Annotated in this window: 9 protein-coding genes; 7 read left to right on the top strand and 2 right to left on the bottom strand. The window is 71.5% G+C overall.

Annotated features, from left to right (window positions below; translation table 11 throughout):
• The first annotated feature begins 42 nt into the window (after window positions 1-42).
• Both BUR99_RS16245 and BUR99_RS16240 read left to right on the top strand, forming a co-directional pair.
• Complete coding sequence (locus BUR99_RS16245; RefSeq protein ID WP_084184072.1) at window positions 43-3,150, top strand: UrvD/REP family ATP-dependent DNA helicase; 3,108 nt, start codon at window positions 43-45, stop codon at window positions 3,148-3,150.
• Complete coding sequence (locus BUR99_RS16240) at window positions 3,147-6,452, top strand: ATP-dependent DNA helicase (RefSeq protein ID WP_074261391.1); 3,306 nt, start codon at window positions 3,147-3,149, stop codon at window positions 6,450-6,452. The genes BUR99_RS16245 and BUR99_RS16240 overlap by 4 nt, the downstream gene beginning before the upstream one ends.
• On the opposite strand, the gene BUR99_RS16235 is transcribed toward BUR99_RS16240, so the two are convergent.
• Window positions 6,377-7,594 carry a phosphotransferase gene (locus tag BUR99_RS16235; protein WP_143231680.1) on the bottom strand — a complete coding sequence of 406 codons (1,218 nt, stop codon included), beginning with the start codon at window positions 7,592-7,594 and terminating at the stop codon, window positions 6,377-6,379. The two genes, BUR99_RS16240 and BUR99_RS16235, sit on opposite strands and share 76 nt — an antisense overlap.
• Window positions 7,595-7,687: 93 nt before the next feature.
• Here BUR99_RS16235 and nudC point away from each other — a divergent pair, with 93 nt between their 5' ends.
• Both nudC and BUR99_RS16225 read left to right on the top strand, forming a co-directional pair.
• Window positions 7,688-8,638 (top strand): NAD(+) diphosphatase, encoded by a 951-nt coding sequence (gene nudC / locus BUR99_RS16230; RefSeq protein WP_074261389.1) that lies wholly within the window; start codon window positions 7,688-7,690, stop codon window positions 8,636-8,638.
• Window positions 8,623-10,458, top strand: coding sequence for an ATP-dependent helicase (locus tag BUR99_RS16225; protein ID WP_074261388.1), 1,836 nt, complete (start codon window positions 8,623-8,625; stop codon window positions 10,456-10,458). The genes nudC and BUR99_RS16225 overlap by 16 nt, the downstream gene beginning before the upstream one ends.
• A gap of 833 nt (window positions 10,459-11,291) precedes the next feature.
• On the opposite strand, the gene BUR99_RS16220 is transcribed toward BUR99_RS16225, so the two are convergent.
• Window positions 11,292-12,662, bottom strand: coding sequence for a zinc-dependent metalloprotease (locus BUR99_RS16220; protein WP_074261387.1), 1,371 nt, complete (start codon window positions 12,660-12,662; stop codon window positions 11,292-11,294).
• A 151-nt stretch (window positions 12,663-12,813) separates the two neighbouring features.
• Here BUR99_RS16220 and BUR99_RS16215 point away from each other — a divergent pair, with 151 nt between their 5' ends.
• From BUR99_RS16215 to BUR99_RS16205, 3 genes are all read left to right on the top strand, one after another.
• Entirely contained in the window at window positions 12,814-13,947 is a 1,134-nt protein-coding gene (locus BUR99_RS16215) for a YlbL family protein (protein WP_074261386.1), read from the top strand.
• A 71-nt stretch (window positions 13,948-14,018) separates the two neighbouring features.
• Window positions 14,019-16,913 carry a UPF0182 family membrane protein gene (locus BUR99_RS16210; protein ID WP_084184071.1) on the top strand — a complete coding sequence of 965 codons (2,895 nt, stop codon included), beginning with the start codon at window positions 14,019-14,021 and terminating at the stop codon, window positions 16,911-16,913.
• A gap of 1 nt (window position 16,914) precedes the next feature.
• On the top strand, window positions 16,915-17,781 hold the full coding sequence (locus BUR99_RS16205; protein ID WP_074261385.1) for a class I SAM-dependent methyltransferase: 867 nt from the start codon (window positions 16,915-16,917) through the stop codon (window positions 17,779-17,781).
• Window positions 17,782-17,786 lie beyond the last annotated feature (5 nt).

Raw genomic sequence — 17,786 nt, 5'->3', positions numbered from 1 at the left:
GGTGCAGGTTCACTGTCGGCGGAACCCGTTAGCGTTGCCGACATGCAGGTCACCGCGACATCCGAAGCCCCCGTCTCGAGGCTCGCGGAAGACGCGCATGTGGCCGTGTTCGGGGCCCCCGGCAGCGGCAAGACGACGTTCGCGATCGAACTCGTCGCCGACCGCATCGAGCGTTTGGGGCACGCCACCGACGAGGTGCTCGTGCTCTCTGCGACCCGTGTCGCGGCGACCGCGCTGCGCGACCGGCTCGCGGTGCGGCTCGGCGTCACCACACGGGGGCCGCTCGCGCGCACGGCGAACTCGCTCGCCTTCCAGCTGGTGCGTGCGTTCACGGGCACCCCGGTGACCCTGCTCACGGGCGCCGAGCACGACCAGATCATCGGCGAACTGCTCGAGGGCGGCATCCGCGACGGGTTCGGGCCGGCGTGGCCGGACCCGCTGACGCCCGAGGTGCGGGTGCTCAGGGGGTTCCGCTCAGAGCTGCGCGACCTGCTCATGCGGGCCGTCGAGCACGGTGTCGACGCGCCCACGCTCGCCGCGCTCGGCGAGCGGAGCGGCCGGCCCGAGTGGGTCGCCGCCGCCGCGTTCCTCGAGGAGTACGACGAGGTGAAGGCGCAGCTGCGCCCCAACCAGTACGACTCGTCAGAACTGGGCGCCTTCGCCGCCGCCATCGTGCGCCGCAGCACGACGGATGCCTCGGCCGAAGCGGCCCTCGGCCTGCTCGCACGGGTGCGGCTCATCGTCGTCGACGACGCCCAGGAGGCGACCGAGTCGACCGCTGCGCTGCTCGGGGCGTTCGCCGCCCGCGGCGTCGCGGTGATCGCGCTCGGCGACCCCGACGTCGCCTCCAACGGATTCCGCGGCGGCCGTGCCGAGCTGCTCGGCTCGCTCGGCTCGGTGCTCGGCACCGGCGCCGTGCAGCGCATCGAGTTGCCCGTCGTGCACCGGGGGCGGCCCGAACTGCGGTCGATCGTGCAGTCCGTCAGCGGCCACATCGGCACAGCCCTCGGCGGCACGCACCGCTCGGCGGTGCGCGAGACGCCGGCCGGTGCCGAGATCGACCCGCTCTCGGCGGTGCTCGGCATCGAGGCGCCCTCACACGCGGCCGAGTGCCAGGCCGTCGCCGCAGTGCTGCGCGAGCGCCACCTGCTCGACGGCGTGCCGTGGGCGTCGATGGCCGTCGTGCTGCGGTCGGGCGGCGACGTGCCCGCCTTCGAGCGGGGGCTCGCGCTCGCCGATGTGCCGACCGCCGGCAATGCCGCCCGCACCGCGCTGCGCGACGCTCCGGCGGCCGCGGCACTGCTCGCAGCCGCCTCGCTCGTGCTCGACCGTGAACCGCTGACCCCCGAGCTCGCGGTGACCGTGCTCACGGGGCCGATCGGCCGGCTCGACAGTGTGGGCCTGCGCCGGCTGCGGCTCGCCCTGCGGCACGAGGAGCTCGCGAACGAGGGCTCGCGCACGGCCGACGAACTGCTCGTCGAGGCGCTCGGGGCTCCCGGCGGATTCGAGACCATCGACGCGGCGCCCGCGCGGCGCGCGGCACGGCTCGCGAAGCTGTTCGCGACCGCTCGCGGCGTCGCCCAGCGCGGCGGCACGATCGAAGAGGTGCTCTGGTCGATCTGGGAGGGCAGCGGGCTCGCCACGGAGTGGTCCGCGCAGGCCGCCGGCACGGGCGTGCTGGCCGAGGAGGCGAACCGCGCACTCGATGCCGCCGTGGCCCTCTTCGCGGCCGCGCAGCGCTTCGTCGAGCGCGAGCCCGATGCACCGCCCGTGCGATTCGTCGACGAGGTGCTCGCGAGCGAGCTGCCCGAAGACTCGCTCGCGCCGCAGCGCTCGGCCGAGACCGTCGTCGTGACCACGCCGCCCGCCGTCATCGGCCGCGAGTTCGAGGTCGTCGTGATCGCGGGCCTGCAAGACGGCGTCTGGCCGAATCTCCGCCCCCGCGGCACCCTGCTGCACTCCGCGCTCCTGCCTCGCGTCGTCGCAGCTGCCCGCGCCGGCGCACCGCTGCCGGCGCCCGAGACCGTCGCCGAGGCACGGGCGTCGGTGCGCGGCGACGAGCTGCGGCTCTTCGTGCTCGCCGCCTCGCGAGCGAGTCGGCAGCTCGTGCTGAGCTGCACGGCCAACGACGACGAGCAGCCGTCGATGCTCATGGGCTACGCGAGCGAGCGCATCAAGGCGGCCCGCCGTCGCCCGCTGCACCTACGCGGACTCGTCGGCGCGCTTCGCGAAGAGGCGACGAGCTCGGGCGGCGGCGAGGCACCGGCCGCCCTCGCCCTGCTCGCCGAGCAGGGCGTGCCCGGCGCCCACCCCGACGAGTGGTACGGGCTGGCCGAGCCGTCGACCACGGCACCCCTGGTCGACCTCGACGGCGACCCCGAGGCGCTCGTGTCGGTCTCGCCGTCGCAGATCGATCGCGCTGAAGAGTCGCCGCTCGGCTGGTTCATCGACCACGTCGCCTCGCCGCCATCGGGCCTCGCCGCCTCGATCGGCACCATCGTGCATGCCGTCGTCGAAGAGGCCGGCGCCCGCGACGACGGAGACACGAGCATCGAGACCCTCTGGGCCGCCGTCGAAGAACGCTGGCGCGAACTGCGGTTCGAAGCGGGATGGGTGGCCGAGCGCGAGCGCCGCGGCGCGCGGCGCATGGCCGAAGGGGCATCCGACTACCTCGCGAACTTCGTCGACGACGGCAAGGTGCTGCTCGGTGCCGAGGGCCGCTTCACGCTCGTCATCGGCCGGGTGCGCATCTCGGGCACGATCGACCGGGTCGAGGCCTCGGCCGACGGCACCACGGTGATCGTCGACCTGAAGACCGGTCGCACCCCGCCGTCGGCCGCCGAGACGGCCGCGCACCCGCAGCTCGCCGCCTACCAGCTGGCAGCACGTGCGGGCGAGGTGCCGAACAACGGCACGCTCGGCGGTGCGAAGCTCGTCTACCTCGCCAAGCCCACCCGCGGCAACGCCTTCACCGAACGCGCGCAGCAGCCGTTCGACGACGAGGCCGAGGGGGAGTTCCGCGAACGGCTCGACTCCGTCGCGCGCACGATGTCGGGCAGCGAGTTCGAGGGGCCGGCGGAGCTCGGCTATCGATCGAGATTCGGCGGCTGGCAGTACCGTGTGCACCTCGTGCCGGCGGTCTCGGCATGAGCGCCGCAGAGGGCGGCGTGACCACCGGAATCGCCGCCGCCGACATCGCCGCGCGGCTCGGCCTGCACGCGCCGACCGCCGAGCAGCGCGCCGTGATCGAGGCCGACCCGCACGGCCAGAGCATCGTCGTCGCCGGGGCCGGCAGCGGCAAGACCGAGACGATGGCAAACCGCGTGGTCTGGCTGCTCGCGAACGGACACGTCGCCGTTCCCGAGGTGCTCGGGCTCACCTTCACCCGAAAGGCCGCTGGCGAGCTCGCCGAGCGCATCCGCGAGCGCATCGCCCAACTCGTCTCGCTCGGCATCGCCGAGGTCTCGCTCGACCCGCTCGAGTCCGCCTCGGTCGGCACGTACAACGCCTTCGCGAGCGCCATCTACCGCGAGCACGCGATGCTCATCGGACGCGAACCCGACGCTGCGGTGCTCGGCGAGGCATCCGCCTGGCAGCTCGCCCGCTCGGTTGTCGCGGCGTCGGCCGATCCGAGGCTCGTCGAACTTGACGCCTCGCTCGACAAGGTCACCGGCGCCGTGCTCTCGCTCAGCCGCGCACTCGCCGAGAACGTCGCCGACAGCCGCGACGTGCGCGCCATGACCCGCGACTTCCTCGCGATGGAGGGGCTGCCGATCGAGGCGCCGCGCAAGCGCACCGATTTCGCGTCGTTCGTCGACGCCCTCGGCATCGTCGGGGCGCTGCCGCCGCTGCTCGAACTCGCCGATGCGTACGCCGAGGCGAAGCAGCAGCAGGGCTTCGTCGAGTTCTCCGACCAGGTGGCACTCGCGCTCGCGATCTGCGAACGCCACCCCGAGGTCGTCGCGGCGCATCGCGAGCGCTATCGCACCGTGCTGCTCGACGAGTATCAAGACACGAGCGTCGTGCAGACGCGTCTGCTCTCCGCCCTGTTCGGCGAGCAGTCGGTCATGGCGGTCGGCGACCCCGACCAGTCGATCTACGGATGGCGCGGCGCGAGTGCCGCGAACCTCGCGCGCTTCGGTCGCGACTTCGCTCCCGGTGGCGCCGCGGCGGTCTACGACCTGTCGACGAGTTGGCGCAACCCGAAGATCGTGCTCGAGGGTGCGAACGCGCTGATCCTGCCGCTCGATGCCGGCATCCCCAAGGCTCCGCTCGGAGCCTCGCCGTTCGCGCAGTCGGGCCGGCTCGAGGCGGCATGGGCCGAGACCATCGAACACGAGGCCGACCTCGTCGCGACCTGGTTCGCCGAACGGCTCGGGCGGGCCGGCCGGGGCGCTCCGGGCGAGCCTGCACCCCGCAGCGGCGCCCTGCTCTGCCGAACGTTCGCGAACGTCGGCATCTTCACCGCGGCGCTGCGCGCCCGTGGCGTGCCGGTGCACGTGCTCGGCATGGCCGGGCTCCTCGACCAGCCGGTCATCGCCGACCTCGTGTGCGTGCTGCGGGTGCTGAACGACCCCACCGCGGGCTCCGAACTCGTACGGGTGCTCGGCGGTGCGCGCTGGCGCATCGGCCCGGCCGACCTCGCCGCCCTGCACTCCCTCGCGAAGTGGCTCGCCGACCGCGACCTGTCGACGCGGCGCCTCGGCGACGAGGTGCGCGCCGGACTCCGCGCCTCGATCGCGCCCGATGAGTCGCCCTCGATCGTCGACGCCCTCGACTTCCTGCTCGCAGCCCCCGACTCGCACTCGGCGATCGCCGCATTCAGCGAGGTCGGCCTCGCGCGCATGCGGCGGGCCGGCGCACAACTGCAGTCGCTTCGGCGCCGTGCCGGGCTCGGCCTCGTCGACTTCGTCAGCCTCGTGCAGCAGGAGCTGCTGCTCGACATCGAGGTCGTCGCGAACCCGTCGCAGCCGCTCGGGGCGCCGAGCCTCGAGGCGTTCGACGAACTGCTCGCGGGCTTCGCCGAGGTATCCGAGCACGCCACGCTCGGCGCATTCCTCGGCTGGCTCACCGAGGCCGAGCAGCGCGACCGGCTCGCGCCGCGCCAAGACGAGCCCGAGCCGGGTGCGGTGCAGGTGCTTTCGATCCACGGCTCGAAGGGCCTCGAGTGGGACGTCGTGGCGATCCCGCGCATGGTCGACGAAGAACTGCCCTCGAAGCCGCGCTCCTCGAAGGGCTGGCTCTCGTTCGGCGAGCTGCCCAACGAGTTCAAGGGCGATGCCGACGAACTGCCCGAACTGCAGTGGCGCGGCGTGCAGAGCCAAGCCGACTTCGACCGTGCGGTCGGCGACTTCGCCGAAGAGAACAAGCAGCGTCACGCCGAAGAGGAGCGACGCCTCGCCTACGTGGCGCTCACCCGCACACGCAGCGACCTGCTGCTGACGGGGTCGTGGTGGGCGAGCCAGAAGGCGCCGCGCAAGCCGAGCCCGTTCCTGCGCGAGCTGGTGACCGCTGGAGTGATCGAGGCCGGTGTGCTGCCCGGCGCTCCCGAGCACGACGAGAACCCGCGTGCCGGTTCGACCGAACGCGTGCGCTGGCCGCTCGACCCGCTCGGCATCCGTCGACCCGCCGTCACCGCAGCAGCAGAGGCCGTGCGCGCCGCGGCCGCACGCCCGAGCGGGGTGGGCATCGGGCCGGTGCTCGCCGACCGCATCCGGCTGCTGCTCGAAGAACGCCGACGGCGCGCCGAGGGGCCGGGCACCGCCGAGGTGCCCGTTCGCGTGCCTGCCTCGCGGTTCAAGGACTACGTCGACGACCCCGCCGCGGTCGCGGCGCAACTGCGTCGGCCGATGCCGCAGCGGCCGTACCGGGCGACCCGCATCGGCACGCTGTTCCACCAGTGGGTCGAGCAGCGGTCGACGGGCGAACTCGAGGCCGCCGCCATCGACGCGCTCGACGGTCTCGAGGTGTACGCCGAGCTCGACATCCCGGTGGACGAGCGGGTCGCCGACCCCACCGCCGAGCGGCTCCGTGAGCTCCAGGCCACCTTCGAAGCCTCGGAATGGGGCGGTCGCAAGCCCTCAGCCGTCGAGATCGAACTGCACCTGCCCATCGGCGACAACGTCTTCGTGTGCAAGCTCGACGCCGTGTTCGACATCGAGCCGTCGAGCGAACTCGGGCGACGCGGCATCCGTCACCAGGTCGTCGACTGGAAGACCGGCAAGGCGCCGCGCGACGCCCGCGACCTTGAACTGAAGCAGACGCAGCTCGCGCTCTACCGTCTCGCCTACGCGAACTGGGCGGGCATCGAGCCCAACGCGATCGACGCCGTCTTCTACTTCGTCGAAGACGATCAGGTCATCAGACCCGACGCCATCTACGACGAGGCGGCGTTGCGGCGGGCCTGGGCGTCGGTCGCGGCATCCGCGCCGGCGGCGGCGTCGTCGCTCTGAGCGGCGTCGCCCCAGTCCGAGAGGTCGAGCGGAATGGGCGCGGTCGCGTCGAACGGCGCGGTGTCGCGTTCTCCGGCCTCACGGCGCTCGAGGTCGGAGAAGTCGTAGCTATCGGTGAGCAGGCTCGCCCCGGCCTCGCGCGGCAGGTTCTCGCGCGGAGTCTCGTCGAGCATGCGCTCGACGTCGCCCACCGTGAGGATCGGCCCGGTCTCGGGGGAGAGCGGCTCGCTCGAGTGATCGTGCACGCTCTCGACGAGACCGTCGAGCAGGCCGACGGCGTCGGCGATGATCTCCTCGTCGCGGGCTTCGACCCCGTGCAGCAGCCATTTCGCGAGCTCGAGCTCGCCGTAGAGCAGGGCGCGCTGCGGCAGGTGCCCGTCGGCCTCGCCGGCGCGGGCACCGAAGTAGGCATCGAGTGCGCGCTCGGCGGCGGCGCCACGAGAGGTGAGCAGCCAGTGCAGGTCGCGGGCGGGGTCGCCCTGCGCGAGCGACGCCCAGCCGATCAGGCCGGTCACGGCATCGCCGTCGACGAGCAGCGAATCGGCCGCCAGTGCTCCGTTCACGACCGTCGGACGGAACCGCCAGAGTGAGGCGTCGTCGGTCGCCTCCTCCCAGCGCCGCAGCAGTGCGGCGGGCAGGTGGCCGGTGTCGGCGGCGCGGCCGATGAGCTCGACGACGGCCTCGTGCGACTCGTCGGCGGTCTGGCGGGAGAGGCCGGCGTCGGCGATGAATCCGCTCGGCAGTGCGTGCACCGCCGCGAGGGCGAGGCCGACCGAGGTCGCGATGCCGTCGTGCTCGGTGAGTTCGTCGGCGGATCGCACGGCGCCGGGAACGAAGGTCGTGACGACGGCGCGGGTGCCGTCGATGGGTGCCTGGCCGACGAACTCGGGGATCTCGAACGGCAGTCGGGAGCGGATGCCGGGGGTGAGCGCACGGAGCGCCACGAGGTCGGCGGACTGCTCGGATTCGGCGGACTGCGAGCGGGGCACCCGCAGCACGAGCATGCGGTCGTCGGTCGTGCGCAGCAGCACTGCGTCGAATGCGCCGTGGCTCTTGCGGGTGTGCGCGCGCACGGCTCGCACCTCGAGTCCGGGCACCGCCGCCGTGGCCAACGCGGCTAGAGTGAGAGGAGGTCTGGCCATGGCATTCAGCTTAAGCAGGCATCCTGCGGCGGCGGGCGACCGCCACGCCTTCCGGCCGACTCCGACTCAGACCCGGGCATCGAGGAGTGGCACGTGATCGAAGCGACATCGCCGGTGTTCGCGCGTTCGACGATCGACCGGGATGCCGTGTCGCGCGCCGATCCCGAGCTCGAGTCGTCGCTCGACGCCGACCCCGAGACCCGCGTCGTCGCGGTGCATCGCGGGCAGGCGCTCCTCGAGGAACGTGTCGACGGCTCGGCCCCGGCATTGCAGTTGACGCACCCGCACGAGCTGCCCGAGCCGATGCTGCGCTGCTACCTCGGCCGTGAGGGAGGCTCCCGCTTCGAGCTGCGGGTCTTCGACGCGGATGCCGCGGCGGTCGTCGAGCCCGAAGCGGCACGATGGCAGGGGCTCCGCGAGGCGGCGGCCGTGCTCGGCGATCGCGACGCGGGCCTCCTCGTCGAGGCGATCGCGATCGCCAACTGGCACGAGCGCCACGGTCATTGCCCGAGTTGCGGCGCCGAGACGGTGCCCGTGCAGGCGGGGTGGGCGCGGCGATGCACCGTCGACGACAGCCTGCACTTCCCGCGCACCGACCCCGCCGTCATCGTGCTCGTCACCGACGACGACGACCGGGTGCTGCTCGGCTCGAACGCGGTCTGGGCGCAGCACCGGTACTCGCTGCTCGCGGGCTTCGTCGAGCCGGGCGAGCCGTTCGAAGCCGCAGTGGTGCGCGAGATCGAAGAGGAGGCGGGCATCCTCGTCGACCGTGTCGAGTACGTCGCCTCGCAGCCGTGGCCGTTCCCGGCGAGCCTCATGGTGGGGTTCACGGCCCGCATCGCTCCTGGGGTCGAGCCGGCATCGGCGGCGCCCGACGGCGAGGAGATCCTCTCGCTGCGCTGGTTCTCCCGCGACGAGATCGTGGCGGCGCACGGTGAGGTCGGCCTGCCGGGCGGCATCTCGATCGCGCGCTGGCTGCTCGAACGCTGGTTCGGCGGACCCCTCGACGCCGAGGGGACGGGGTTGGCATGGTCGACCTCGTGACCGCGCCATCCGACCCGCTGCTCGACGCGCTCGACGACGAGCAGCGCGTGGCGGCCGAGGCCCTGCTCGGGCCGGTGTGCGTGCTCGCGGGCGCCGGCACCGGCAAGACCCGGGCGATCACCCACCGCATCGCCTACGGGGTGGCGTCGGGCACCTACGACCCGGCGCGGGTGATGGCGCTCACGTTCACCTCGCGAGCCGCGGCCGAGCTGCGGGCGCGGCTGCGGGTGCTCGGCGCCGGCGCCGTGCAGGCGCGCACGTTCCACGCCGCGGCCCTCGCGCAGCTCAACCACTTCTGGCCGATCGTCGTCGGCGGCGGCGCGCCCCGCGTGCTCGAGTTCAAGGGACGACTGCTCGGCCAGGCCGCCGAACGCGCCCGAGTGCGGGTCGACACGGCGACGCTGCGCGACGTCGCGGCCGAGATCGAGTGGCGCAAGGTGTCGGGGTCCGGGCCCGAGACCTACGCGACACGACTGGCGACGCGCGGCGCGCCGGGCAACCTCACCGCCGAGCAGTTCCTCGCCGTCGTCGACGCCTACGAGTCGCTGAAGGACGAGCGGCGCATGCTCGACTTCGAAGACGTGCTGCTCGCCATGGCGGGCATGATCGAGTCCGAGGCATCCGTCGCCATGCACGTGCGCGAGAGCTACCGCCACTTCATCGTCGACGAGTACCAGGACGTCTCGCCCGCGCAGCAGCAGTTGCTCGACCTCTGGCTCGGAGGCCGCCGCGATCTCTGCGTCGTGGGCGACGCCAGCCAGACCATCTACTCGTTCGCGGGCGCGAGCGCCGACTACCTGCTCGACTTCGAGCGCCGCTACGAGGGCGCCACGGTCGTGCGCCTCGAACGCAACTACCGTTCCACGAGTGAGATCGTCGACACGGCGAACCGACTCATGCGGGGTCGCGCGGGCGCGCTGCGCCTCGAGGCGGTCACCGCGAACGACGAGACGGATGCCGCGGCGCCGGCGCCGGCGAGCAGCAGGCCGTCGTCGGCCGCCCCGAAGTCGCAGGGCGCCCCGAAGCCGAACGCCGAGCCCACCATCACGGAGTACGCCGACGACCTCGCCGAGGCACGCGGCGTCGCGACCCGCATCCGCGCGAGCATCGACGCCGGCACCGCACCCGAGTCCATCGCGGTGCTGATGCGCGTGAACTCGCAGACGGCGATCCTCGAGCGCGCGCTCGACGAGGTCGGGGTGGCCTCGCGCGTGCGCGGCGCCTCGCGCTTCTTCGATCAGCCCGAGGTGCGCGAGGCGGTGCACGCGCTGCGCGCCGCCGCACTCACGGTCGCCGGCGAACCGCTGTTCAAGTCGGTCAGCGACGTGCTGCGCGCGCTCGGCTGGAGCGCTCAGGCGCCCGATGGCCCCGGCGCCGTGCGCGCCCGATGGGAGTCGCTGAACGCGATCGCCCGGCTCGTCGACGACGCGCCGCCCGGCACGACGTTCCGCGGGTTCGCCGACGAGCTCCGCGCGCGCGCCGAAGCGCAGCATGAGCCGACGGTCGCCGCGGTGACGCTCGCGACCCTGCACTCGGCCAAGGGCCTCGAATGGGACCAGGTGCACATCGTCGGCCTCACCGAGGGCATGCTGCCCATCGCCTATGCGAAGAGCTTCGACGCGATCGACGAGGAGCGGCGGCTGCTCTACGTCGGCATCACGCGGGCACGGCGGCGCCTCGAGCTGAGCTGGCCGCGTCAGGGCGGCGGCTATCGAGGTGAACGGGAGCCGTCGCGGTTCCTGCAGGAACTCGGCACCCGCACTCGGGGTGCCGCCGGTGCAGCGTCGTCGGCACGGTCGCGCCCGGGCGCCCGAGCCTGACCGAGGCGTCCCGCAGGGGATTGCGTGCGCTCGTGAGTCGGTCGTCGACGAGCGACGCCGCGAGCGCTGCGGCGTCGTGCACCGTCCTCGGCGTGCAACTCGCGGCCGGGCGACCGGCGAGCTGTGCGGCGATCACGGGCCATGCGGGGTCGTCGTCGCGGCGCGCCAGCTCGAGGCAGCGCAGACACGGCCCGTCTCCCGGCTCGACGAGCGGACCCACGCGGGTGCCCTCGTCGTCGAACACGATCGCGAGATGCGGCACGTCGGCGCGCAGCCACGGCAGGTGGCGCCCGGGGGAGACCACCCAGGTCGCTGCGACGACCGCGAGCGCCGTGTGCTCCACCTCGGCATCGGCGGCGGGCACCAGGTCGTAGCCGAGCAGTGCGAGGTGTTCGGCGAGACAGTCGCCGATCTCGCGCGGTGCGTCGAGGGCGACGCATCGAGACGATCGAACGGATGCCGCGGCATCCGTCGCCGGTTCGAAGGCCGGTGCGAGCAGCTCGAGGAGTGCCTGCACGGCCTCGGCGGTGCCGCCGAGCGCGGTGCCGATGGTCTCGAGGGTCGATGGCGAGGCGCCGTGCCGGAGCGCCGAGACCAGTCCGGTCTCGAACTCGCCGGGCTCGGGCAGCACGACGCGGGGGCTCGCGCCGAACTGCAGCTCGGTGGGGGAGCGCCACACGATGGGGAGGACCGGGTCGATGCGCGGTGACATGCCGAGAGCATGCCGGACTCATGGCCGGCGCCGCGGAATTCCTCCACAGGTCGACCATGCACCGGCGACACGTCGCCGAGGAGCGAGGCGGGGGGCTGCCGGTGGTCGCCGGAACGGCGGGTCAGCTCGTGGGTTCTTCGCCGTCTTCGCCGGGCGCCGCGGGGGTCTCACCGCGGAGCAACTGCTCGAGCGCCTGGTCGAACTCGTCGTCGGCCTCGTCGGTCTCGGTGCCGGTGAGGCGCGCGATGAGGGCCGTCGGGTCGTCGAGGTCTTCGGCGGTCGGCAGCAGGTCGGGGTGCGACCAGAGCGCGTCGCGCGCCTCGACGCCGACCGCATCGGTGACCGCTCGCCACATGGCGGTGGCCTCGCGGAGACGACGGGGGCGGAGTTCGAGGCCGACGAGCGTCGCGAAGGCGGACTCGGCCGGGCCTCCGGAGGCGCGGCGGCGACGGATGGTCTCGGCCATCGCGACGGACTTCGGCAGTCGCGCCGTGGCGTCGGCGGTCGCCGCGTCGACCCAGCCCTCGACCAGCGCGAGCATCGTCTCGAGGCGGGCGAGCGCCGCCTCCTGCGACTCGCTCTTGGCGCGGATGAGTGCGCCGTTGACGACGGCGTTGCGCAGTTCTTCGGTGTTCGACGGGTCGAAGCCCTCGGCGAGCTCTTCGAGGCGCTCGGTGTCGATGTCGATGCCCCGTGCGAACGCCGTGATCGCCGTGATGAGGTGCAGGCGCAACCAGCGCGCGTGCCGGAAGAGGCGCGCGTGGGCGAGTTCGCGCACGGCGAGGTAGAGCTCGATCTGGTCGATGGGGATGTCGAGGTCGTTGCCGAACTCCGCCACGTTCTGCGGCAGGATAGCGGCTCGGCCGTCGTCGAGGAGGGGGATGCCGACGTCGCCGCCCGAGACGACCTCGGTGGCGAGCTGGCCGACGACCTGGCCCAGCTGCATCGCGAAGAGCGCTCCGCCGATGCCGCGCATCATGCGGCTCGCGCCCTCGATCATCGAGCGCATCTCTTCGGGAGCCTGTTCGCTCATCACCCGCGTGAGGGCGTCGGAGATGGAGAGTGCGACGGGCTCTGCCAGTTGAGACCAGATGGCCATCGTGGCGGCGACCCATGCACGCCGTGTCAAGAGCTCGGGGGTGGTCGGCAGGGCGCCGAAGTCGACGGCCTCGTCGAGCCACAGCGAGGCGACCTGGAATGCCTGGTCGAACCGTGCGCGCTCGTCGTCGGCGATCTGTCGCTGACCGGTCGCGGCACGCTCTTCGCCCTGCTTGACCGCGACACTCCAATCGATGCCGTCGTCGGCCTTGTTCATCGCCTGCTGCAGCTGCGAGAACAGCGCGGCGAGGCTGGTCGGGTCGTTGGGCAGCCCGGCTGCACCTGCGAGGCTCGACGGATCGATGCCTCCGGTGCCGGAGAGCATGTCCCGGAGCATCTCGCGGAACTCGTCTTCGGGGCTCCGGTCGTCGGGCTCGTCTTGCCGATCGGCCACTTTCGCCACCTCCCAGTCGCGTCTGGTTCAACCGTAACGCGGGGGCACGGCGGAGTGTCTGGGAAATGGCCTAGGCTGGGCGTTCCGGGTGTCCGCCCTTCGCGAACAGGGCCGGCACGCGCGTTCCAACACCCGCCCGGAAGGATGTCGGTTGAGCATCTTCGACGACGAGCCCCCATTGTCGGAGGACTCCCGCTGGAAGTCCGATCCGAGCACAGGGCGGCGTCCCCTGCGGGAGCGCATCGGATGGGTCGCGCTCACCGTCGCGATCGTCATCGCCGTGCTCTTCGCCTTCCTGCCCTCGCCGTACGTGATCGAGCAGCCCGGGCCGGTGTACGACACCCTCGGCGTCGCGGAGAACGCGGAGGCCGAAGAGGTGCCGCTCATCGAGATCCCCGATGAGACCACCTACCCCACCGACGGCGAGCTCAACCTGCTCACGGTCTCGGTCGTCGGGCGTCCGGGGCAGACGCCGAGCTGGCTCGAGGTGCTCGCCGCCTGGTTCGACCGCACCCGCTCGGTCATCCCGGTCGAGGCGATCTTCCCGCCCGGAATCAGCAGCGAAGACCGCGACGCCCAGAATCAGGCCGCGATGGTCGATTCGCAGCAGGACGCCATCGCGGCGGCGCTCGTCGAGCTCGGCTATGACTTCCCCCGCGAGGTGACGGTCGCGGGTCTCCTCGACGACTCGCCCGCCGACGGGATCCTCGAAGAGGGCGACGTCATCGTCGCCTTCGCAGGCACCGAGGTGCACTCGATCAACGAGCTGCAGACGGCGGTGCAGGAGCACGGCGCGGATGAACCGGCGCAGATCGAGATCATCCGCGACGGCGCTCCGCTCACCGTCGAGGCGACCCCCACCGTGCGCGACGGCAGGGCGGTACTCGGCATCGGCGTACGCATGGTCTACGAGTTCCCGATCGACGTCGAGCTGCAGCTCGACGATGTCGGCGGCCCGAGCGCCGGCATGATGTTCGCGCTCGGCATCGTCGACAAGCTCACTCCCGGGGCCATGACGGGCGGCGAGATCATCGCGGGAACGGGCACGATCGACTCGGCGGGCCGTGTCGGACCGATCGGCGGCATCCGTCAGAAGCTCTGGGGCGCCGAGGGCGCCGGGGCCGACTGGTTCCTCGCACCCGAGTCGAACTGCGACGAGGTGGCCGGCAACGTGCCCGATGGCGTCACGGTCTTCGCGGTGGAGACTCTCGACCAGGCTCGCGCGATCGTCGAAGACGTCGCCGACGGCGAGGTGACGGGGTCCTACCCCTCCTGCCCTGCGTGAACAGGCGATTCAAAGGAACTCGACCCTAGGATGGAATCCCGATCCCATCCCGACCGAACACGAGGCCGAGAGTGTCAGCACAGCCGCAAGAACCGAGGATCCAGCGCAGGCGCGCTCCGATCGCGATCACGATCGGCGTCGTCGCCGTGCTCGTCATCGCGTTCTTCGCCTTTGCCGGTATCTACGCCGACGTGCTCTGGTACGACCAGCTCGGTTTCCTCTCGGTGCTCACCACCGAGTGGATCGCTCGCATCGTGCTCTTCCTCATCGGCTTCGCAGCCATGGCGGTTCCCGTCTGGGGATCCATCCAGATCGCCTACCGATCGCGGCCCGTCTACGCGAAGCTGAACTCGCAGCTCGACCGGTACCAAGAGGTCTTCGAGCCGCTGCGGCGCCTCGCGATGTACGGCATCCCGATCGTGCTCGGCATCTTCGCCGGCGTCTCGGCATCGACGCGCTGGGAGGGCACGCTCGCGTGGCTGAACCGCACGCCGTTCGGCACGACCGACCCGCAGTTCGGATTCGACGTCGGCTTCTACGTGTTCGAGCTGCCGTTCTACCGCTCCATCGTGGGCTTCGCCTCGGCGGTCGTGCTGCTGTCGTTGCTGCTCGTGATCGCCACGAACTACCTCTACGGAGCCCTTCGGGTGAGCGGCCGCGAGGTCGTCATCTCGAAGTCGGCCCGCATCCAGATCGCCGTCACCGCGGGCATCTACCTGCTCCTGCAGGCCGTCAGCATCTGGCTCGACCAGTACGCGACCGTGACCGAGACCAGCACGCTCATCACGGGCGCCTCCTACACCGACGTCAACGCGACGATTCCGGGCCGGGGCATCCTCGCCGCCATCGCGGCCGTCGTCGCCGTGCTCTTCTTCATCACGGCGATCATCGGCCGTTGGCGCCTGCCGCTCGTCGGTACGGCGCTGCTCGTCGTGTCGAGCCTCCTCATCGGTTCGCTCTACCCCTGGGTCATCCAGCGCTTCCAGGTCGACCCGAGCGCCCGTTCGCTCGAAGAGCCGTACATCCAGCGCAACATCGATCTCACCCGTGACGCCTACGGCATCGCCGATGTCGAGGAGATCCCGTTCGAGGCGAAGACCGACGCCGAGCAGGGCGCGCTGCGCGCCGATGCCGCGACGACCGCGAGCATCCGCCTCATGGACCCGCTCGTGATCGGCCCCGCCTTCCAGCAGCTCGAGCAGTTCCGGCAGTACTACCAGTTCCCGTCGGCCCTCGACGTCGACCGGTACCAGATCGACGGCGCCTCCCAAGACACCGTCGTCGCCGTGCGCGACGTGAACCTCTCCGGCCTCGGCGACGCCGAGACCTGGTTCAACTCGCACCTCGTCTACACGCACGGCTACGGGCTCGTCGCTGCAGCGGGCAACCAGCGCTCGGTCGACGGCCAGCCGGTGTTCCTCCAGTCGGGCATCCCGTCGTCGGGCGTGCTCGGCGACTTCCAGCCCCGCGTGTACTTCGGCGAGTCCTCGCCCGCGTACTCGATCGTGGGTGCGCCGAAGGATGCGAAGCCGATCGAGCTCGACTACCCGTCGGGCTCCGAGGGCGCCGACCAGACCCAGACGACGTTCGACGGTGACGGTGGCCCGAAGCTCGACAACGCCTTCACGAAGCTGGTCTACGCGCTGAAGTTCCAGTCCGAGCAGATCTTCCTCTCCGACCAGGTCACGACCGACTCGCAGATCCTCTACGACCGCGACCCGGTCGAGCGCGTGCAGAAGGTCGCTCCGTACCTCCGGCTCGACACCGACACCTACCCGTCGGTCGTCGACGGCAAGATCGTCTGGATCGTCGACGGGTACACGCTCTCCGACCAGTACCCGTACTCCAACAAGGTCAGCATGAGCGAGGCGATCGCCGACAGCGAGACCCAGGCCCCGACGCTCGCCTTCGACGACGTCAACTACATCCGCAACTCGGTGAAGGCGACCGTCGACGCGTACGACGGCACGGTCACGCTCTACGCGTGGGACGAAGAGGACCCGATTCTCAAGACCTGGCAGAAGATCTTCCCGACGACGATCGAGCCGATGAGCAAGATGTCGGGCGACCTGATGAGTCACGTGCGCTACCCCTCCGACCTGTTCAAGGTGCAGCGCGAGGTGCTCGGCCGCTACCACGTCACCGACGCGATCCCGTTCTACTCGCGTGAAGACGCGTGGACGACGCCCAAGGATCCGACCGCCGACGCCGGCAGCACGCTGCTGCAGCCGCCGTACTACCTGACGATGCAGATGCCCGGTCAGGACGATCCGCGGTACTCGCTCTACTCGACGTTCATCCCCGAAGCGCGCGGCGAGCAGAGCCGCAACGTGCTGCGCGGCTACCTCGCGGTCGATGCCGATGCGGGCGCGACCGATGGGGAGCGCGCCGACGGCTACGGCAAGCTCAGGCTGCTGACGCTGCCCGAAGACGACAACGTGCCGGGCCCGGGTCAGGTGCAGGCGAAGTTCAACTCCGACCCGACGGTGTCGGCGTCGTTGAACCTGCTGAAGCAGGGACAGTCCGACGTCATCAACGGCAACCTGCTCACGGTGCCGGTCGGAGGCGGTCTGCTGTACGTGCAGCCCGTCTACGTGAAGTCGACCGGTGGCACGAGCTACCCGCTGCTGCAGAAGGTGCTCGTCGCATTCGGCGACCAGATCGCCTTCCAGGACACCCTCGACCTCGCGCTCGACGTGCTGTTCGGCGGCGACTCGGGTGCCGATGCGGGCGACAACGAGGTTGATCCGGGGGCGACTCCGCCACCGACCGAGGAGGGCGGCGAGACGCCGGCGACCCCCGAGGCGCCCAGCGACGAGGTGCAGGCCCTGCTGAACCAGGCGTCGCAGGCGATCAAGAACAAGCAGGCCGCACTCGCTGCCGGCGACTGGGCCGCGTACGGCGCTGCCGACGCGCAGCTCGCCGAGATCATCGCGAAGCTGCTCGAAGCCACGAAGGAGCAGTGACGTGGGCGTCGACCTGCGCGAAGGCGAGTGGCTCGACGACAATCTCGCCAACTGGGACGAGCGCGTCGCCGTGCACGTCGCGTCGGAGATGTACGACCGAACGCGGCTGCGCGAGGGCGGCGATGTGCTCGACCCGATCGTGCGCGAGACGCTCGCACGGCTCTACCCCGACGGGCTCGAAGGCGTGCGGGTGCTGCACCTCCAGTGCCACTTCGGCTCCGACACCCTGTCGCTCGCGAACCTCGGCGCCACGGTCGTCGGCATCGACTTCTCGCCGCAGGCGGTCGCCGAGGCGCGTCGTATGGCCGACGAGCTCGGCCTCGCGCATCGCGCCCGGTTCATCGAGGCGAATGTCTACGACGCCCGCCACATGCTGCCCGAGCCCGAGTCGTTCGACCTCGTCTTCACCTCGTGGGGCACGATCGGCTGGCTTCCGGATGTCGCGGAGTGGGCGCGCATCGTGTCGTGGTTCGTGAAGCCGGGCGGCCGCTTCGTCTTCGCCGACGGGCACCCCGCCGCGTTCGTGTTCGACGGCGACGGCGGACCCGGTGGTCTGCCCGCGTTCGCGTACCCGTACTCGAACGAGTCGCCCGATGTCATCGACGACCCGAGCGACTACGCCGACGCCGAAGTGGCGCTCGCCAATGCCCGCACGTGGGAGTGGATGCATCCGCTCGGCGAGGTCTTCGCGGCGCTGCGCGATGCCGGCCTCGACATCGAGACGTTCACCGAGCACTACCGGGTGCCGTGGCGCATCTTCCCGGCGACGGTCGAACTCGGCGACGGCATGTTCGGCTGGCCCGCCGAGCAGTGGCTGCCGCTCTCGTACGAGCTCGTCGCGGTGCCGCGCACCACGCCGGTCGAGTAGCGCGA

The organism is Agromyces cerinus subsp. cerinus (assembly GCF_900142065.1).
Classification (GTDB): Bacteria; Actinomycetota; Actinomycetes; order Actinomycetales; family Microbacteriaceae; genus Agromyces; species Agromyces cerinus.
This window is presented reverse-complemented; position numbering and strand designations above follow the sequence as displayed.

Excerpts from the sequence above, each read along its gene's own strand:
- BUR99_RS16245 (WP_084184072.1), top strand. The coding sequence starts at position 43 with ATGCAGGTCACCGCGACATCCGAAGCCCCCGTCTCGAGGCTCGCGGAA.
- BUR99_RS16240 (WP_074261391.1), top strand. The coding sequence starts at position 3,147 with ATGAGCGCCGCAGAGGGCGGCGTGACCACCGGAATCGCCGCCGCCGAC.
- BUR99_RS16235 (WP_143231680.1), bottom strand. The coding sequence starts at position 7,594 with ATGGCCAGACCTCCTCTCACTCTAGCCGCGTTGGCCACGGCGGCGGTG.
- BUR99_RS16225 (WP_074261388.1), top strand. The coding sequence starts at position 8,623 with ATGGTCGACCTCGTGACCGCGCCATCCGACCCGCTGCTCGACGCGCTC.